Annotated in this window: 17 protein-coding genes and 1 tRNA gene; 5 read left to right on the forward strand and 13 right to left on the reverse strand. The window is 59.5% G+C overall.

What is annotated here, in order from left to right; translation table 11 throughout:
• Window positions 1-7 precede the first annotated feature (7 nt).
• A complete protein-coding gene (gene ftsE / locus B4F07_RS10045; RefSeq protein ID WP_293701182.1) occupies window positions 8-739 on the reverse strand; it encodes a cell division ATP-binding protein FtsE in 732 nt (243 codons plus the stop codon).
• A 170-nt stretch (window positions 740-909) separates the two neighbouring features.
• On the opposite strand from ftsE, the gene B4F07_RS10050 reads away from it, so the two are divergent.
• Window positions 910-1,659 (forward strand): zinc-ribbon domain-containing protein, encoded by a 750-nt coding sequence (locus tag B4F07_RS10050; RefSeq protein ID WP_293701181.1) that lies wholly within the window; start codon window positions 910-912, stop codon window positions 1,657-1,659.
• 32 nt (window positions 1,660-1,691) lie between these two features.
• On the opposite strand, the gene B4F07_RS10055 is transcribed toward B4F07_RS10050, so the two are convergent.
• Window positions 1,692-2,726: a YeiH family protein gene (locus B4F07_RS10055; RefSeq protein ID WP_293701785.1), complete on the reverse strand. Its 1,035-nt coding sequence runs from the start codon at window positions 2,724-2,726 to the stop codon at window positions 1,692-1,694.
• A gap of 133 nt (window positions 2,727-2,859) precedes the next feature.
• Between B4F07_RS10055 and B4F07_RS10060 the strand changes: the two genes are divergently transcribed.
• Window positions 2,860-2,936 (forward strand) — tRNA-Arg (locus tag B4F07_RS10060).
• A 233-nt stretch (window positions 2,937-3,169) separates the two neighbouring features.
• Here the strand turns inward: B4F07_RS10060 and rfbB are convergent.
• From rfbB to rfbA, 4 genes are read right to left on the reverse strand one after another with little or no spacing between them, the layout of a single operon-like run.
• Entirely contained in the window at window positions 3,170-4,234 is a 1,065-nt protein-coding gene (rfbB, locus tag B4F07_RS10065) for a dTDP-glucose 4,6-dehydratase (protein WP_293701180.1), read from the reverse strand.
• Window positions 4,227-5,084, reverse strand: a complete 858-nt coding sequence (gene rfbD / locus B4F07_RS10070; protein ID WP_293701179.1) for a dTDP-4-dehydrorhamnose reductase — start codon at window positions 5,082-5,084, stop codon at window positions 4,227-4,229. The genes rfbB and rfbD overlap by 8 nt, the downstream gene beginning before the upstream one ends.
• Window positions 5,081-5,626 carry a dTDP-4-dehydrorhamnose 3,5-epimerase gene (rfbC, locus tag B4F07_RS10075; protein WP_293701178.1) on the reverse strand — a complete coding sequence of 182 codons (546 nt, stop codon included), beginning with the start codon at window positions 5,624-5,626 and terminating at the stop codon, window positions 5,081-5,083. Before rfbC ends, rfbD begins: the two co-directional genes overlap by 4 nt.
• Complete coding sequence (gene rfbA / locus B4F07_RS10080) at window positions 5,626-6,507, reverse strand: glucose-1-phosphate thymidylyltransferase RfbA (protein ID WP_293701177.1); 882 nt, start codon at window positions 6,505-6,507, stop codon at window positions 5,626-5,628. Before rfbA ends, rfbC begins: the two co-directional genes overlap by 1 nt.
• A gap of 330 nt (window positions 6,508-6,837) precedes the next feature.
• Here rfbA and galU point away from each other — a divergent pair, with 330 nt between their 5' ends.
• Window positions 6,838-7,719: a UTP--glucose-1-phosphate uridylyltransferase GalU gene (gene galU, locus B4F07_RS10085; RefSeq protein ID WP_293701176.1), complete on the forward strand. Its 882-nt coding sequence runs from the start codon at window positions 6,838-6,840 to the stop codon at window positions 7,717-7,719.
• Between the two features lie 33 nt (window positions 7,720-7,752).
• Here galU and B4F07_RS10090 read toward each other — a convergent pair whose 3' ends face one another.
• The 4 genes from B4F07_RS10090 to B4F07_RS10105 form a co-directional block, all read right to left on the reverse strand.
• Window positions 7,753-8,172 carry a retropepsin-like aspartic protease family protein gene (locus B4F07_RS10090; RefSeq protein WP_293701175.1) on the reverse strand — a complete coding sequence of 140 codons (420 nt, stop codon included), beginning with the start codon at window positions 8,170-8,172 and terminating at the stop codon, window positions 7,753-7,755.
• A 190-nt stretch (window positions 8,173-8,362) separates the two neighbouring features.
• On the reverse strand, window positions 8,363-9,145 hold the full coding sequence (locus B4F07_RS10095; RefSeq protein ID WP_293701174.1) for a hypothetical protein: 783 nt from the start codon (window positions 9,143-9,145) through the stop codon (window positions 8,363-8,365).
• Between the two features lie 98 nt (window positions 9,146-9,243).
• Window positions 9,244-9,822: a PEPxxWA-CTERM sorting domain-containing protein gene (locus tag B4F07_RS10100; protein WP_293701173.1), complete on the reverse strand. Its 579-nt coding sequence runs from the start codon at window positions 9,820-9,822 to the stop codon at window positions 9,244-9,246.
• Between the two features lie 266 nt (window positions 9,823-10,088).
• Window positions 10,089-10,931: an EpsD family peptidyl-prolyl cis-trans isomerase gene (locus B4F07_RS10105; protein WP_293701172.1), complete on the reverse strand. Its 843-nt coding sequence runs from the start codon at window positions 10,929-10,931 to the stop codon at window positions 10,089-10,091.
• Window positions 10,932-11,035: 104 nt separating this feature from the next.
• On the opposite strand from B4F07_RS10105, the gene B4F07_RS10110 reads away from it, so the two are divergent.
• Complete coding sequence (locus B4F07_RS10110; protein WP_293701171.1) at window positions 11,036-11,290, forward strand: XrtV sorting system accessory protein; 255 nt, start codon at window positions 11,036-11,038, stop codon at window positions 11,288-11,290.
• Window positions 11,291-11,294: 4 nt separating this feature from the next.
• On the opposite strand, the gene xrtV is transcribed toward B4F07_RS10110, so the two are convergent.
• The gene (xrtV, locus tag B4F07_RS10115; protein ID WP_293701170.1) at window positions 11,295-12,158 is read right to left on the reverse strand and encodes an exosortase V; all 864 of its coding nucleotides are present in this window, start codon (window positions 12,156-12,158) and stop codon (window positions 11,295-11,297) included.
• 332 nt (window positions 12,159-12,490) lie between these two features.
• Here xrtV and B4F07_RS10120 point away from each other — a divergent pair, with 332 nt between their 5' ends.
• Window positions 12,491-13,831, forward strand: coding sequence for an oligosaccharide flippase family protein (locus B4F07_RS10120; RefSeq protein ID WP_293701169.1), 1,341 nt, complete (start codon window positions 12,491-12,493; stop codon window positions 13,829-13,831).
• A gap of 4 nt (window positions 13,832-13,835) precedes the next feature.
• Here the strand turns inward: B4F07_RS10120 and B4F07_RS10125 are convergent, their stop codons facing one another.
• Both B4F07_RS10125 and B4F07_RS10130 read right to left on the reverse strand, forming a co-directional pair.
• Window positions 13,836-14,894, reverse strand: a complete 1,059-nt coding sequence (locus B4F07_RS10125; RefSeq protein WP_293701168.1) for a polysaccharide pyruvyl transferase family protein — start codon at window positions 14,892-14,894, stop codon at window positions 13,836-13,838.
• A 3-nt stretch (window positions 14,895-14,897) separates the two neighbouring features.
• Window positions 14,898-15,953: a glycosyltransferase gene (locus B4F07_RS10130; protein WP_293701167.1), complete on the reverse strand. Its 1,056-nt coding sequence runs from the start codon at window positions 15,951-15,953 to the stop codon at window positions 14,898-14,900.
• Between the last annotated feature and the right edge of the window lie 17 nt (window positions 15,954-15,970).

Raw genomic sequence — 15,970 nt, forward strand, 5'->3', positions numbered from 1 at the left:
TGCCCCGTCATGCCCGGTTTGCCGGCGGATAGCGCAGCGCGCCAGTCGGGTCGGCGAGCCGCCCCTTTTCCAGCCGCATCATCTGGGCATTTTCGATCCGGCTGATCAGGTGGATGTCGTGGGTCGCGACGACGACGGTGGTGCCAAGGCGGTTGAGTGCCTCGAACAGACCCAGCAGGCGCATCGCCATTTCGGGATCGACGTTGCCCGTCGGTTCGTCGGCGACAAGCAGCTGCGGTCGCGCAATCACGGCGCGGGCGATGGCGACGCGCTGCTGCTCGCCGCCCGACAAGGTCGCTGGGCGCGCGTCGGCGCGGTCGCCCAGCCCGATCCAGCTGAGCATTTCGCCGACCGGTCCCGACAGATCCTCTTCGCCGACCCCCGCGATGCGCAGCGGCAGCGCGATATTGTCGCGCGCCGACAGATGCGGGATCAGGCGGAAATCCTGGAACACGACGCCGATCCGGCGGCGAAACCCGGGCAGGCGCTGGCGCGGCATGTGGACCAGATCCTCGCCGAACAGGCGAACGATCCCGCGGCTCGGCCGCTGCGCCAGATAGAGCATCTTGAGCAGCGAGGTCTTGCCCGCGCCCGACGGCCCGGTCAGGAAGTAAAAGCTGCCAGGTTGCAGGTTAAAGCTGATGTCGCACAGCACTTCGGCATCAGGACCGTAACGCAGGCCGACGCTGTCAAATTCGACCATCGCGCCGCCGGGGCGCGGGCTGGGCGCGTCCGTCATGGCGTCATCCACACGCCCGTTTGCGCGGGCAGATTGGCACGAAACAGGGGCGCGGCGGCGCTCATGTCCCGCCTGTTACACGGCTGCCGTGGCAGGTAAAGCGGCGAGTGGACGCCGGGCGGCGACGCGGCGCTTGCAACGCCGCGAATCAGCGTGTTTAGAGGGTACCCATGATCCTCGCTTGCCCGTCCTGCCACACGCGTTATGTCGTCCCCGATACGGCGATCGGACCGACGGGGCGGACGGTACGTTGCGCCAGTTGTCGCCACAGCTGGTTTCAGGAGCCCGCCAAGGTTGATCCGGCAATTTCGCCGCCTGCGGTCGAGCCGGTTGCGGTGCCCTCGGCCGAACCCCCACCAGCCTATCCCGACAGCGCCGCGCCACTCGCCGAACCCGTGCCGCCGCCGCCCGCCGCCTTTGCCGCCGACCCGGCGCCGCGACCGGCACCGACGGTCGTTGACGAAGCGCCGCTGCCGTTCCGCCGCCCACGCCGCAATCCGGCGAAGCGCTGGACGTTGATCGCGGCCAGCGCCGCCACGCTGATGGTTGCCGCGACCGCCGGCCTCTATTTTTTCGGCTTGCCCAGTTGGGCGCAGGGGCTCGGCCTGCCCGGCATGGCCGCCGAACCCGATCTGGTGATCGAACTGCCGCCCAATCAGGATCATCGCGAACTCGCCGATGGGACGATCTATTTCGCCGCGTCGGGGGTGATCATCAACCCGACCGACCGCGAACAGCGGGTGCCGCCCATCCTCGCCGAACTGCGCGATGGGCAGGGGACGATCGTCTATAGCTGGACGATCAAGCCGCCGGTGCGGATGCTGCCGCCCAATGAGAAGGTCAATTTCAGCGAAGCAAAGCTCGACATCCCGCGCCGCGCGACGCAGCTGACCGTCAGCTGGGCATTACCGAAAAGCTAAGTCGTACAACGGTGTGACATGACGTCACGCCGTCACAAACTCAATGCGGCGGCGAGCGATAACAGAAAACTGGTTACTGTCGCGACGATGATCGGCGCAAAGCTGCGCCACCCTTGATCGAGCAGCAGATGCAGCCGCGCCTTCATTGCGGTCGCGACGATCGCCAGCAGGAGCAAAGCCTGCGCGCCGCTCGCTGCGCCATCTTGAACGGGTTTGGGAACGGCCATGACCGAATTGAGCGCCGCGATCACGAGAAAGCCGACGATAAACCAGGGCAGTCGGATTGGAATTTTCCCCGCCCCATCGCGTTCGCCAAGCCGTCCCAGCCACAGCGCGACCAGCATCAGCATCGGCGCCAGGAGTGCGACGCGGGTCAACTTGACGATCGTCGCGACTTCGCCGGCCTCCGGCGAGAAAGAGAAACCGCCGCCAATCGCCTGCGCGACGTCATGGATCGACGCGCCGATCAGGAACCCCGCTTGGGCATCGGTCAGGCCCAGCTCGGCGGCGAGCACCGGATAAAGCGTCATCGCCAAGGCGCTGGCGACGGTGATGCCGACGAGGGTCAGTGTGAAACGCGCCTGATCGACGCGCTTGTCGCCGATCAGCGAATAGAGGGCGAGCGCCGCCGACGCGCCGCAGATCGCGGTCGCGCCGCCCGCGAGCAGCGCGGCGTGGCGATCCTGTGCAAACAGCCGCGCGCTCGCGACGGTCACGACAATGACCGCCAGCATGATCAGCACGAGCAGCGCGAACGGCACCGGCCCCAACTCGGCGAGCTGGTCGGCCGTGATCCGCGCTCCGACCAAGACGATCCCGATCCGCAGTGCGGTCTGCGACATCAGGTCGAGCCCGGCGTGGGTGCGCGGATCCTGCGACAAAAAGCTCATCGCCAGACCGATCAGCAGCCCCATCAGCACCAGCGGCGCGGCATAATGGTCGGCGAGCCACGCGGCGGCGAGCGCCGCGATTGCGGTCACGAGCACCCCGGGCCAATAGTCGCGCCAGCGGCGCCTGGTCGGCTGACGCTCCTCAAGCTGCATCTCGCCATACAGGTCGGCGGCCATCGGCCAGTTTTGTTCGGATGGTGCGTTCACGCAGCGTTCCCCATGCTCATGGCGCCGCTTCGCACATCGCCGCGCGATGGTCGATAGGCCATTGCTGCGCGGCCACGCTCTTGCTAGAGGCCGCGCTCTATTGGCACCCGTAGCTCAGCTGGATAGAGCGCTGCCCTCCGAAGGCAGAGGCCAGGGGTTCGAATCCCTTCGGGTGCGCCATTTTTCAATGACTTAACTCTGTCGCAGAAATGGCGTACGGAAAACGTACGGAACAAATCAGGGCTGCTCAGAGAATCGCATTGGGTCGCGGCGCGGTTTCGGGGGGCAATCGGTCGGCTGGGCTGACCTCTTGATCCGGAATCAAGCTTTTTCAATGCAAGAAGCAGCAATGGCCTCGCGAAAATGCGTCGCTCATCAGACGTTTGCTGGTGTACAATTTGTGGCGCCGAGGCTCAATCGGCAGGATTGGACATTAAAGGCTGCCACCAGCCTTCGTTCGCGAGATACCATGCGATTGTTTCTCGCAAGCCTTGGGCGAAATCGCGCTCGGGCGCATAGCCCAGTTCTGCGCGCGCTTTGCGCTCGTCAATGGCATAGCGTCGATCATGGCCCTTGCGATCTGTCACATAGCTTTTCAGTTCGGATGAGGAACGGCCCTGTGCAGCAGGGGCGGCGGGGAAACGATCTGCCAATCGGGGATCGCTGGCGAAGGCGGCATCAACCGCGGCGCAGATCTCGTCGACCACTTTGATATTCGGAAGCTCCTCTCCGCCGCCAACATTATAGGTCTCGCCGGGGAGGCCGTGATCCAAACAGGCCTCGATGGCGCGGCAATGGTCGGCGACATGGAGCCAGTCGCGGACATTCATGCCGTCCCCATATATCGGCAATTTCTGGCCGTGGAGCGCGCGGATAATGAACAATGGGATCAGCTTTTCGGGAAACTGGTAAGGTCCGTAATTGTTCGAGCAGTTCGTGGTCGTGGTCACCAGCCCGAAGGTGTGGTGATACGCCCGAACGAGATGGTCCGCTGACGCTTTGGACGCTGAGTAGGGCGAATTTGGCGCGTAAGGATTCGTTTCGCTGAACGCTGGTTCGTCGGGTTCGAGCGAACCGAAGACCTCATCCGTGGAAATGTTGTGAAAGCGGTGCGGTCGGCCGGTACCCGCGTCGAGCCATTCGGCTTTTGCCGCCTTCAAAAGGCTGTGCGTCCCAATGACGTTCGTGTCGATGAACGCATCGGGTCCCTCGATCGAGCGATCGACATGGCTTTCGGCGGCAAAATGAACGATTGTGTCGATCTTCCTTGTCGCCAGCAGTTGGCGCACCAAGTCGGTGTCGCGGATGTCGCCGACGACGAGTTCGACATTGTCGATGCCGTTAAGGCTTGCCCGGTTTCCGGCGTAAGTGAGCAGGTCGAGGACTATAATTACCTGATCTGGGGTCTTTTCGCGAAGATAGCGGACGAAATTCGATCCGATGAAGCCGGCTCCGCCGGTGATCAGTAGATTATCCATCGGATCTGATTGCCTCCAAGACGTCACGAAGACTCGTCCGCCAGTGCGGTGGCGCGTAGCCGAGAGCTTCGATCGTGTCGCTTTTGTCCAGAACGGAATAGTGCGGCCTTTTGGCCGGGGTCGGATAGGCGCTCGACGGGATGGGTATGATATCGACTGGCTGGTCGAGAAGCCCGATGGTCATCGCGTCTTCCATGATGGCTACGGCGAAATCATACCAGCTCGCGACGCCGCTATCGCTGTAGTGCATGATGCCAACATTTTCGGTTGCGGCCAACTTCCAAAGGGCGTCTGCCAACGAAAGCGCGCTTGTCGGTGTGCCCACCTGATCGTCGACCACGCGGAGCACCGGGCGTTCCCGCATCAGACGCAGCATCGTTGCGACGAAATTATTGCCATAGGCGCTGTACAGCCAGCTGGTCCGGACAGTCAGAGACTCGGCGCCAGCGGCGCTCTCGCCAGCCAATTTTGTAGCGCCGTAGACATTGAGCGGAGCGGTGGGTGCATCGGGTCGATAAGGATGTGACGCCATGCCGTCGAAGACAAAATCAGTGGAGACGTGCAACATCCGGGCGCCGCTGCGCTGCGCGGCCTGCGCGAGATGGGCGACGCCGAGCTGGTTCACGCGATCTGCCAGTTCGGACATCTCCTCCGCCGCATCGACTTTCGTATAGGCCGCCGCGTTGATCACAATGGCAGGTGCGTGATCGATAAAGGCCGCGTCAACCGCAGCGCGCTCGCCGATATCCAGCTGCGCTGACGTCAGCGCGATTAGTTCGATGCTGGCTGGCGCGCAGGTTGCCAAGGTTCGGCCCAATTGCCCGTTCGCTCCGGTGATCAGCGCTTTCATTCGGGGAGCGCGCTTTCCGCGAGCAGCTTGCCAGCCTGGTCCTTCGCCGAGAGTTCCGGCGTCAGTCCCTCCAGCGGCCAATCAATCGCAAGCTCGGGATCATCCCAGCGCACGCAATGCTCCGCGGCCGGCTGGTAAAAGTCGGTGCATTTGTACAAGAAGTCGGTCTGGTCTTCGAGCGTCAGAAAGCCGTGGGCAAAGCCCGGCGGCACCCACAGCATCCGCTGATTGGCTGCGCTGAGTTCGACGCCGATCCAGCGGCCAAAGGTCTTGCTCGACCGGCGAATATCGACGGCCACATCGAAGACGCGCCCATTGACGACCCGAACGAGCTTTCCCTGCGGATTGGGGTCCTGATAGTGAAGGCCGCGGAGGACTCCGCGCGATGAGCGGCTGTGATTGTCCTGCACAAACGTCAGGTCGAGCCCGGCATCCGCAAAAACGGCTTGGTTCCAGCTTTCCAGGAAAAAGCCGCGATCATCACCAAATGCCTTGGGCTCGATGATAAGCGGACCCGGAATATCGCATTCGACGAACCGCATCAGACGCTTTTGTTTTCAAGCAGGTTGAGAAGATAATCGCCATAGCCGGATTTGCGTAGCGGTTCGGCGACTGCCTTCAGCTTTGCATCATCGATGTAGCGCAAACGCCAGGCAATTTCCTCGGGGCAACAGATTTTCAGACCCTGACGTTCTTCTGTGATGCGAACATAATTGCCGGCGTCGAGCAGCGATACGTGCGTCCCGGTGTCGAGCCAGGCAAAGCCGCGCCCCATGATCTGCACCGAAAGACAGCCATCGTCCATGTACGAGCGGTTGAGATCGGTTATCTCCAGTTCCCCCCGGGCGCTGGGTTTGAGCGCCAGAGCGCGCTGGACAACGGTCTCGTCGTAAAAATAGAGGCCGGTCACGGCATAGTTGGATTTGGGCTTCGCGGGCTTTTCTTCGATGCTGAGCGCGTTGCAGCGGCCATCGATCTCGACCACGCCATAGGCTTGCGGGTTGGCAACCTGGTAAGCAAAGACGCTGGCGCCAGTTGTTCGGCTGTCCGCTTCCTGCAGCATCTCCCCGAGGCCATGGCCGTAGAAGATATTGTCGCCGAGGATGAGGGCGCTTGGCGCGCCATTGAGGAAATCGGCGCCAATGTGGAAAGCTTGCGCCAGGCCGGCAGGCTCGGGTTGGGCCGCATACTGCAATTCGAGCCCCCAGTCGGAGCCGTCGCCGAGCAGCCGTTCAAACATCGGCTGCTCGTCGGGCGTGGTGATGATCAGGATTTCGCGAATCCCGGCGAGCATGAGAACCGCGATCGGATAATAGATCATCGGCTTGTCGAAAACGGGTGCGAGTTGCTTCGAAATGGCTCGCGTCAGCGGATAGAGCCGCGTTCCCGACCCTCCGGCCAGAACTATTCCCTTACGCTGCACCTTAGTCCCCTGTAGATTTTGTGTCGCACCGATTCTGCGAGGTTATCTGTACCCATTATGGAATATCTCAAAGCGATATTGCCGCCGACCGTGTAGCGCTTTTCACTCGCACAGCCCTTTTGAGCCGTCAACGAAACCAATGGCTTCGGCGCAATCCCGTTTCCGGACATGCAGCGGGGCTTGTGTTAAACAAGCTAGGCTTACGGTCTTTTTTCGGCTGTCGAAACGCTGCGAGTGGTTGCCAAGTGACAGGGGGAGCCGGAAAGCGGGAGCAGGTTTTCGACAGCCTGACGATGCCGGCACTGCGTTCTCGTTCGCGTCGCCTCTCACATGACAGGACAAAATATAGTGAAACCGATCCGCAAAGCCGTTTTTCCCGTTGCCGGTCTTGGCACCCGTTTTTTGCCGGCGACCAAGGCGATCCCCAAGGAGATGCTGCCGATCGTCGACCGGCCGCTGATCCAATATGCGGTCGATGAGGCGCGCGAGGCGGGGATCGAGCAGATGATCTTTGTCACCGGCCGCGGCAAGAGCGCGATCGAGGATCATTTCGACATCGCGTTCGAGCTGGAAAAGACGATGTCCGAACGCGGCAAGGATCTGTCGGTGCTCGAGCCGACGCGGCTTGGTCCCGGCAATTGCGCCTATGTCCGCCAGCAGGAGCCACTGGGCCTTGGCCACGCGATCTGGTGCGCGCGCGCGATCGTCGGCGACGAGCCCTTTGCGATCTTCCTGCCCGACGAGTTCATGCACGGATCGCCCGGCTGCATGAAGCAGATGGTCGATGCCTACCATCAGGTCGGCGGCAACCTGATCTCGGTGCTTGAAGTGCCGCGCGAGCAGGTGTCCAGCTATGGCGTGATCGCCCCCGGCGCGCGCGACGGGTCGCTAACCGAAGTCATGGGACTGGTTGAGAAGCCGTCGGTGGCCGATGCGCCGTCGAACCTGATCATCTCTGGCCGCTACATCCTCCAGCCCGACGTGATGCGGGTGCTGGAGGGGCAGGAAAAGGGCGCGGGCGGCGAGATCCAGCTGACCGACGCGATGGCAAGCATGATCGGCACCCAGCCGTTCCACGCCGTAACCTTTGACGGCGCGCGGTACGACTGCGGGTCAAAGGCTGGATATATCCAGGCCAATCTGGCCGTCGCTCTCGAACGCCCCGACATCGCCGCCGAAGTCCGTGCGTTTGCCATCGATTTGCTGAAGTAAGACCGGCGCGCCGCCGGGACCGCTCGCGGCGCGCTAGCGAACGAGCGTGAGGCGGTCGCCGTCGATATGAACGGCATCGAACTGTGCGAGCGCGTTTTGGCCGAGCAGCGAGAGGCCGACGTCGCGCCGCGGGATTGCGGCTTTAAGATTTTTGATCGAATGGTCGCCGAACGCAACGTCCTTGATCACGATCCAGTCGACCGCCATCGGGCCGCCGGCGGTCATCACCGTGCGTGTGTCGCCGACCGCCATATAGGAGTCGATTTTGCGGGCATCGGCGTGGCTCAGGATGACGTGGCTCGCGCCGGTGTCGACAAGAAAGCGGATCGTTTTCGACCCGACCTTGCCGCCGATGTAGAATAGTCCATTGTCGTCGCGGCGCGTTTCCGCACTTCTTTGCGGTTCGTCACTGGCTGCTGGTGCGGCACTGACCGAAAAAGCGGTTGCGGCCAACCGCTGATCCTCGGGCGCGAGGAGGGATGCTGCGACAACCGCAGTTACTACGCCTGCACAGAAGGTGAGACATTGCCGCATGGTGCCGCATTAACGGCAACGATTTCAGCTTCCGTTTCACGGCATGATTAACGGGCCGTTAGGGATTCGAGCCGCGCCGCGCGGATACGGCTGATGCGAACCTGCAGTATCAAGCAACCAAGGCGGTGCGCTCTTCTTCGAGCTTTTTGATGCGCCGGGTCTGCATCCGCCCGAAAATGATCAGAAACGCGGCCAGGATCGTCCATTGGATTGCCTGCAGCCAATAACGGATTTTGAGCGAGTATTCGTCGCGGTACAGCGTGTAGTAGGGATCGCTGATCCCAACCCCAAGCGAATTGAACAGAACGCGCGCAGTGCCCGGCAAGCCGCCCTGGACGAGTATTCCAGACCATGCGGGCCGCTGTGTGATGGTTGCGAGCTGCGTTCTATTCTTGGCTTCGAGCTGCACGAAAACGCGCGCAAGGCGGCCATCTCCGGCGGCGCGGTAGGGCGCAAATGCCATCCGATCGTCACCGATAAACCAGTCTTGTCCAAAAAAGACAATCGTCCCGATCTCTCCGCCGACCAAGCGGGCCGGGCCTTCCTTGACCGCGATCGTCCCGAGATCGCTGGCTGCAATCGTCTGCGCATTGCCCTGCGGGCTTGGCAACAGGAACAGCACAAAGACGACAAAACCAACGACCACCACAGCCGTCGCAGCGGCAAAGCTGTACAATATGGTCCGCAGCTTCTTGCCGCGCTTGATCTGCAGGATCAGTGCCTCGTCGAGGCTCTGCTCTTCCTGTTCGCGGCGACGAAGGAACCGCAGGACAAGCCATGCCGGGAGCGCCGCTAGGCCAAACAGGAACAAGAAGGTCAGCAGCGGCGCGTAGGCGCCGAAATAATGAATCTGGAGCTCGGCAAGTCTGCCGAAAAATCCACGATAGTTCATCGCTTCCCACAGGAAGTATATCCCTGCGAGACCAAGCCAAGCCTGTGCGGCCAGCTTCAAAAGCGGAGACCGCTTCGACGATTTCATCGCTTGGACGTTCAACGCAGTGCGCGAGCCGTCACGGGCTGCAGCGCCCGTCGCCCGTTTCGGCGGCGCAGAGCGGCGCCAATACCGAAAAACCCGAGGATTAGTGAAAGCCAGGTCGCGGGCTCGGGAATCGCACTAACCGGATCGGTTCCAGGCTGTCCGCCCGGGTCACCGCCCGTGTTGCCGCCGCCGGTTCCGCCACCAGTTCCGCCGCCATTGGCGGGCGGAGGGAGGCTGGCAGAAAACACCGGCGTTGCCGTTGGCCCGAGCGCGGGGCCGAGCGAAGCAAAGGTTGCCGGTGTACCGGCAGCCGGTGCAAATGCATCGGTGACAGCCGCCACGGTGGCTGCGTCGGCCGGCGCTCCGCCAATCGCTGCGGCGGGCGCTGCCACCGCCGGATCGACGCCGCGCGCGGCGACGGTGTTGAAATCCCGCTCGCGCAGGGCGCGGCGAATTCGGTTCCGCGGAACGCGGGTGGCGTTGCCAACCCGGACCACAGCATCGGGATCGTCGGCATAGGAACCGTCGTCGGCCTCGTCCGACGGCGGAATCGCCATGGCCGCCATGGCGCTCGGCGCGGCGCCAGGCATTTGGATAATGGCGCGGTCCTCAAGGCGGCTGAAGCCGATTAGAGCGACACCAAGGAGCAGGAGGACGCGTGTCTTCCTGTAGCTCGCTGGCGCTTTTGGCGCGGCCCCTTCGATCGTCACGGCAACCCTCTCTTTCGACTCGCGACGCTTATGCGCGGTAGTTGACGGTATATCAACCAATTAGCTGTCTCAGCGTGGCACATCTTTTCCATCGGTCTGTGTTGGTCCCGCGCTATGGCGCCGCGACCAGCATGAAGTTTCGCCGGTTATTTTGCGGCGGTCTTTTTGGGCAACGGCGCCAGCCCGTCCTGATAGGTGATATTGGCCTTGGCCTTGGCCTCGTCGAGCCGGGTGCGCAGAACCTTGCCGATGCTCTCTGCGCGCATGGTCTGCGCCGCCATCGGGCTGGCCTGCTGCTCGGTCGTCGGCACCGGCTGACGGCCGGTAATGACACTAACGACGACTTTGCCCTGCATCGGGATGATGAACGGCTCGCCCGCCGGGAGTGCAAGGATCTGGTTGAGCACTGGCGTCGGGATATTTCCCGAATCCATGCTGTTGGCGCCTTTCGCATAGTCGATCTTGAAGCTTTTCAGCGTCTCTTCGACATCGGCCAGCGATTTGTCGGCTTCGAGCGCTTTCAGGATCTTCGGATCGCTCGGGAAATCGAAGCTGATCTGATCGACGAGATAGGCGGTGCGCTGGCTGAATTTGCCGGGATTGTCGGCGAGATATTTTTTCACCGAAGCGGCGTCGGGAACGCGCACGGTGTCGGCGGTTTTCACCCCGTACATCTGGACCAGCAGCTCTTCCTTGAGACGCCGTTCGCGGATGACGTACATCGGGTCGCGATCGAGGCCGTCCTCCTTGGCGACCTGCGCCATCAGCCGACGATCAATGATCTGCTGCAGGATCTGACGGCGGATCGCTTCCTTGTCGCCGACCGGGGGCGCGGGCAGCTCGGCGATTTCGGCGTTAAGTTCCTGCTGGGTAATTTCTTCGCCGTTGACGACCGCGACGACCTGGCCGGTCGGTTCGCTGCTGCAGGCATGGAGGGCGATGAACGCCGCGCCGGCCAATGCCAGTCTTGCAGTTATGGTATAATTCACTTACGCCCCCTAAGGATCGCAGATCGCAAATTGCGAATTTCTGCCCTGAAATTAAACGGGTGCCATAGCGACACTTAAGACTACTTTACAACGAGGATTCCGAATTGGAAACTGTCTACGATTGGGTCACCGTCGCCGTCTTCGTGGCATTGGCCGTGCTGTTCTTGCAGCGGTCGTCCGAAGAGGAGCCGCGCGATAAAATCTATCATTATCTGCCGCCCGCCGTGGGCTGCGCCGTTTCCAACTATCTGGGGAATGAGGGCTATATGATCCCGGCCGTGCTGGTGATCGTCGCGGTCATGGCCTATATCTATCATTTCCTGAAGCCGTTCGCGGCCGCGGATGAAAAGATCGGTTAAGTTTTTAAACTTTTTGTCGGCGGCGCTGCTTCCAGCCCAGGCTTTTCTGCACCGCCAGATCGAGCAGGTAGATCGTTGCCAGCGAGATCGCGAAAGTCGTCATCCCCGCAAAATTGTGCAGGAACCCCTGCGCCGCTGCTTCGCCACCATGATAAGTGATCAGGATGAGCAAGAGCACCCGCATCATGTTCGAGAAGATCGCGATCGGCACCGCGGCGGCGATCAGCAGCACCATGTAACGCCAATTGGCCCGGTGGCTGAGATAGACATAGAATAAAGTGAGCGCCGTCAGCGTGATCAGCGAGTTGAGTCCGGCGCATGCCGCCGCGACGAGCAGTTGGTACTGGCCGATCTGGATCATCACCCCCGCACTGGCGATCGGATAGCCGACAAAGTGGAGCAGCGACACCGCACTTTCGCTGATCCACATTTTCAGCGGATTGGTGAGCGCCGCGACCAGGCTGTCGGGCAGCGGCACCGCGAACAGCAGGTAAAAGAGCGGGAACCACAGGATTTGCAGCGCGCGTGCGCCGATGTAGCTGTACAAGACCGCGACGAACAGGGCGTACAGGGCATAGACCTCCAGCTCGATCACCGCCGCGGTGCGGAACAGGATGAGGGCGGCGGCCATGGCGATGATGGCGCCATAGGCGCGCCACGCGGGCGGTGCCCGCCGCACCGCCGCGGTTTCGGGCAGCATCTTGACCAGCAGCCAGAGCCCCGAGGCGAGTACCAGCGGGCCGTGCGATCCCTGTTCGGTCGACCAGCTTTCGGTGGTGATGAAGCGCCAGGTGGGAAAGGTGATCGCGGCCAGCCCCAGCAGCGCCGGCCAGCAACGCTGCAACCAAGCCCACGATACGCGCTTCACGGTTTTGGTGCCCGAAGGGTGCAAGTTCGACTTTCGCTTTTGCATCGGGCAAGAATGTCGGCCCGCCACCGCGGCGGATTTGACGCTCTCCCAAGGCTTTGCGTCTAGCAAAGGTTCGGTGGGGGGCGCAAGCTGTGTGAACATAGCTGGCCCGCTGCCATCGCCGAGGGTCCCGAATCTAGACAGCCTGTCCTGCCGCAAAGCGTTTCTCCGCCCGCGCGACGCATTGTTTTCGCTCGACAAGCGAAAGCCGGGTGGTACCGCACTGAGCGACCGCGTCGGCATCAGCAACAATCGGATCGGGCCTGAATTCCGTGCAAGTGAAGCAGCGATTGGCATTTCTGAAATCGTTGGTGCTGGGCCAGGATGCGACATCGTCGCTGCGCAGCCGCGCGGTTCACTCGGGCGCGTGGATCGGCGTCGGGTTCGGCATCCAAAAGGTGCTGCAGCTGGGCTCCAACCTGATTCTGACGCGACTGCTGTTTCCCGAAGCGTTCGGGTTGATGGCGCTGGCCACCGTGTTCCTCGTCGGTTTGCAGATGTTTTCCGACATCGGCCTGAAACCCGCGGTCATTCGCGACCCGCGCGGCGACGACCCCAAATTTCTCAACACCGCCTGGACAATTCAGGTTGTGCGCGGCTTGCTCCTCTGCGTCATCGGCGCCGCAATCGCCTATCCGCTATCGCTGATTTATGAACAGCCAATCCTGTTCCCGCTGCTGGCGGTGCTCAGCACCACGGCGGCGATAAATGGGTTCATGTCCATCGGCATGGCAACCGCCGAACGCCGACTCGATTTCCGGACGATTACGATCGTCCAGGTCGCGGGACAGGCCGCGTCGACCGTGCTTTTAATTGTGCTCGCATACAGTTTAAAATCAGTTTGGGCGCTGGTGGCCGGAAACATCCTCGGTTCTGCCCTAACAGTTGTGCTCGGTCATGTCTTACTTCAGAGGCACCGGCACCGCTTTCAACTCGAGCCGAAGGCTACACAAACCCTAGTCAATTTTGGGAAATGGATATTCCTCTCGACGGCAGTCACATTTCTTGGCGGCGAAGGGCTGCGCGCCATACAAGCCGGTTTTTTGACGCCTGCGGAATTTGGGGTTCTAGCGATCGCCTACACGATCGCGGCAATTCCGATCGAACTCTCAATGAGGCTCACCGCTGCAATAGGGCTACCGGCGTTTTCGGAAGCGCATCGCAACGATGTAAATAGGCTATCAGGCGTTCTACAGCAGTTTCGCAAGCGAGTTCTTACGTTCTCATTCGTCTTGGTCGCAGTGGTTGCCTTTACAAGCGAAAAGATCGTCGAAATTTTGTACGATGAAAGATATCACGCAGCCGGTGCTTTCGTGGTTGCAATTACTATTTCAAACGCGGCCGCGCTTATTGGCCTAGGGTACAACAATGCTTTGCTAGCTCTTGGCGAGTCACGTACTTACTCATGGGTTATGACTTTTTCAACTATACTACGTATAATTGGTATCATAGCGGGATTTCACTCATTCGGAATATTAGGTATGATCGCGGGCGTAGGCGCCGCAAATATAATGATCTTGATCATAGTCTGGCCAACTATGTTCAAATTGCGACTTGTGAACATTAAGCTCGATCTATTAATGATCTTTTTTATTGCAACAATTGGCGCTGTTTCAATTATTTTGTCTTAGAGTTCTATCTCCGCCCTAGTATCATTTTCGCGGCTGGCTTTATCCTTTTTAGGAAGGGAGGCGGCGGCAATGTTTCCGGTAGTGCGGAAACTGCCGTTGCGGTGGCGCGCGCCTCAGGCGAAAACTGTCGCTTCCAGCTCGCAATTGCGTTATCGGGAAGAGTAATCGTCAATGGGGGTGCGCCAACGATCCATGTGCCAATCGCGGCCGGATCACTGCGCGGAAGTACTGGTAAACCAGTATCCCTGCCCATTTCTGCCGCGCGATTGTCAATGGAGAGTATCAAAGCTCGCCGACCTTTTTGCAGAGCTCTAATTCCCCCATGAAGTCGGGTTCCTATGAAGTCGACGTCGTGCTCGATAAGAAATTGGTCATATGCTTGCACTGTTGCGGCAACAGTTTTTATATCATCAAACCCAAGCGCTGCTAAATACTCAAAATCATCTTGCATTTGAGAAAAAAAGAAAACTTCGTCATAACTCTTTCGAACAACATCAATCCACGCCCTATCCAGCTCAATTTCCGCCCGCCATGCCGACAGAGTAATTATCGCAGTCTTTGCTTTACTATTTGAGATTTTCGAACAAAAATTCGGAGTTAAAAACCAAGTTGTAGGACATGATGTGAAAACAGATCTAATTCCTATACTTGTTAAATGATCTTGCGTGTATTTATCTCTCACAGCATGAAGATAATCTGAAGAGAGTGCTGTAGTTAGAAGATTTTTACTTTCAGCGCTCGGTGGCTCCATGTAATCGTTCCACCCAGTACCAAGGCAAACAGTTCTACTAGAACCGAAGGCGTTTGCAGCTAGTTTATCAAGGCGCCATAAATTCCAAGGGTTGATAACGGATGACAGTAGATTTGTACCGCCGATAAAGCACCAAGTTGATTTCCGAACAAATGTCCGCGTTCTTTCAGACAGCGCATCATGACTAGGTACTCGAAATATGTATGCGTCAGGAAAAAGCTCCATAACAATTTCGTTGACCGCATCCATGATGATCTCGTCACCGACATTATCTGTACTTATAGACGTGTCTACAATCGTAATAGTTTCCATTTACTATAATCCTTGGTTGTCTAATATATCATTAAATTGATTCCAGGCGCTAAGAAGCCCGGTCTGGAAAGCTGACATGCTGTATCGAATGTTGACTCGTTCAGAGGCTTTGCGGCGCATAGTATCCAGCCGCGAGGGGTCGGCTTCGTATTCGGCTACTGTTCGCTCCACAGCAGTAATAAGCGCAGCAACGTCGCCCTCGGTTACCGGTACGCCGACATCTTTGTCGAAATACTCCGCCGTCCCCAATCCGTCAAAGCCAACTACTACGCATCCGGCTGCCATCGCCTCCGCCGCAGGGAACCCAAGGGCTTCATGCTTGAGCAATGAGATAAATATTCTGGTGCGCGAAAGTTTTGCCGCGACTTCGGCTCGCGGCATATTCTCCAGTGCTTCAATCCGATAACCGAGCAATCTGTCGCGGCGAACTAAGGCCTCGGCAATCAGTGCCGCTTCCCACGGTCGTTTGCGCGGCATGTACGTTATCAGCTTTTCTTTGCGCGCGTGAAATGGGAACTCGTGAGGTTTCATTGTAACCGGAAAAATTGCTCTTGGTTCCAAGCCCAACACGTTCAGATGCGACTGGCACACGTCGGCTATTCCAAACCAGAATCTGACTTTCGTTTTGGGATCGAAGCCTCGCTCCAACGCGCGATGACAAGATGTCATCAGGGAGAAAGGATTTTGGACGAACACCGCAATATTCATGCCTTCAAAAGCCTCGATCGCTTCAGCCACTTGGAATTCCGGCGCTACAATCACGTCCGTGGGACGCAAATCGATCAACTGAAGCTTTTTCTTCCTTGAACCCAGCCAATCGCGGAAAATTTTTGCTCGCGCCCTTATGCGAGCGTGACGCCAATATACTCGCTGCATATTCTTCGTGTAAAACATGGGAACTGGGTCGGGATAGTCAGGATATCCTGAGTCCGCGGCGTTGTGAATCACAGCCGCACGATATCCCGATTTGTTCAATAACGCGACAACGTCGTAAATTACGGCAATGCCGCCCGATGCCGATTTTTCGTCGGGACACAGAAAAAGATAGCGTCGGGTCATATAGAATCCCTACTTTG

This window comes from Sphingopyxis sp. UBA6723 (assembly GCF_002454115.1).
In the GTDB taxonomy this organism is placed as follows: Bacteria; Pseudomonadota; Alphaproteobacteria; order Sphingomonadales; family Sphingomonadaceae; genus Sphingopyxis.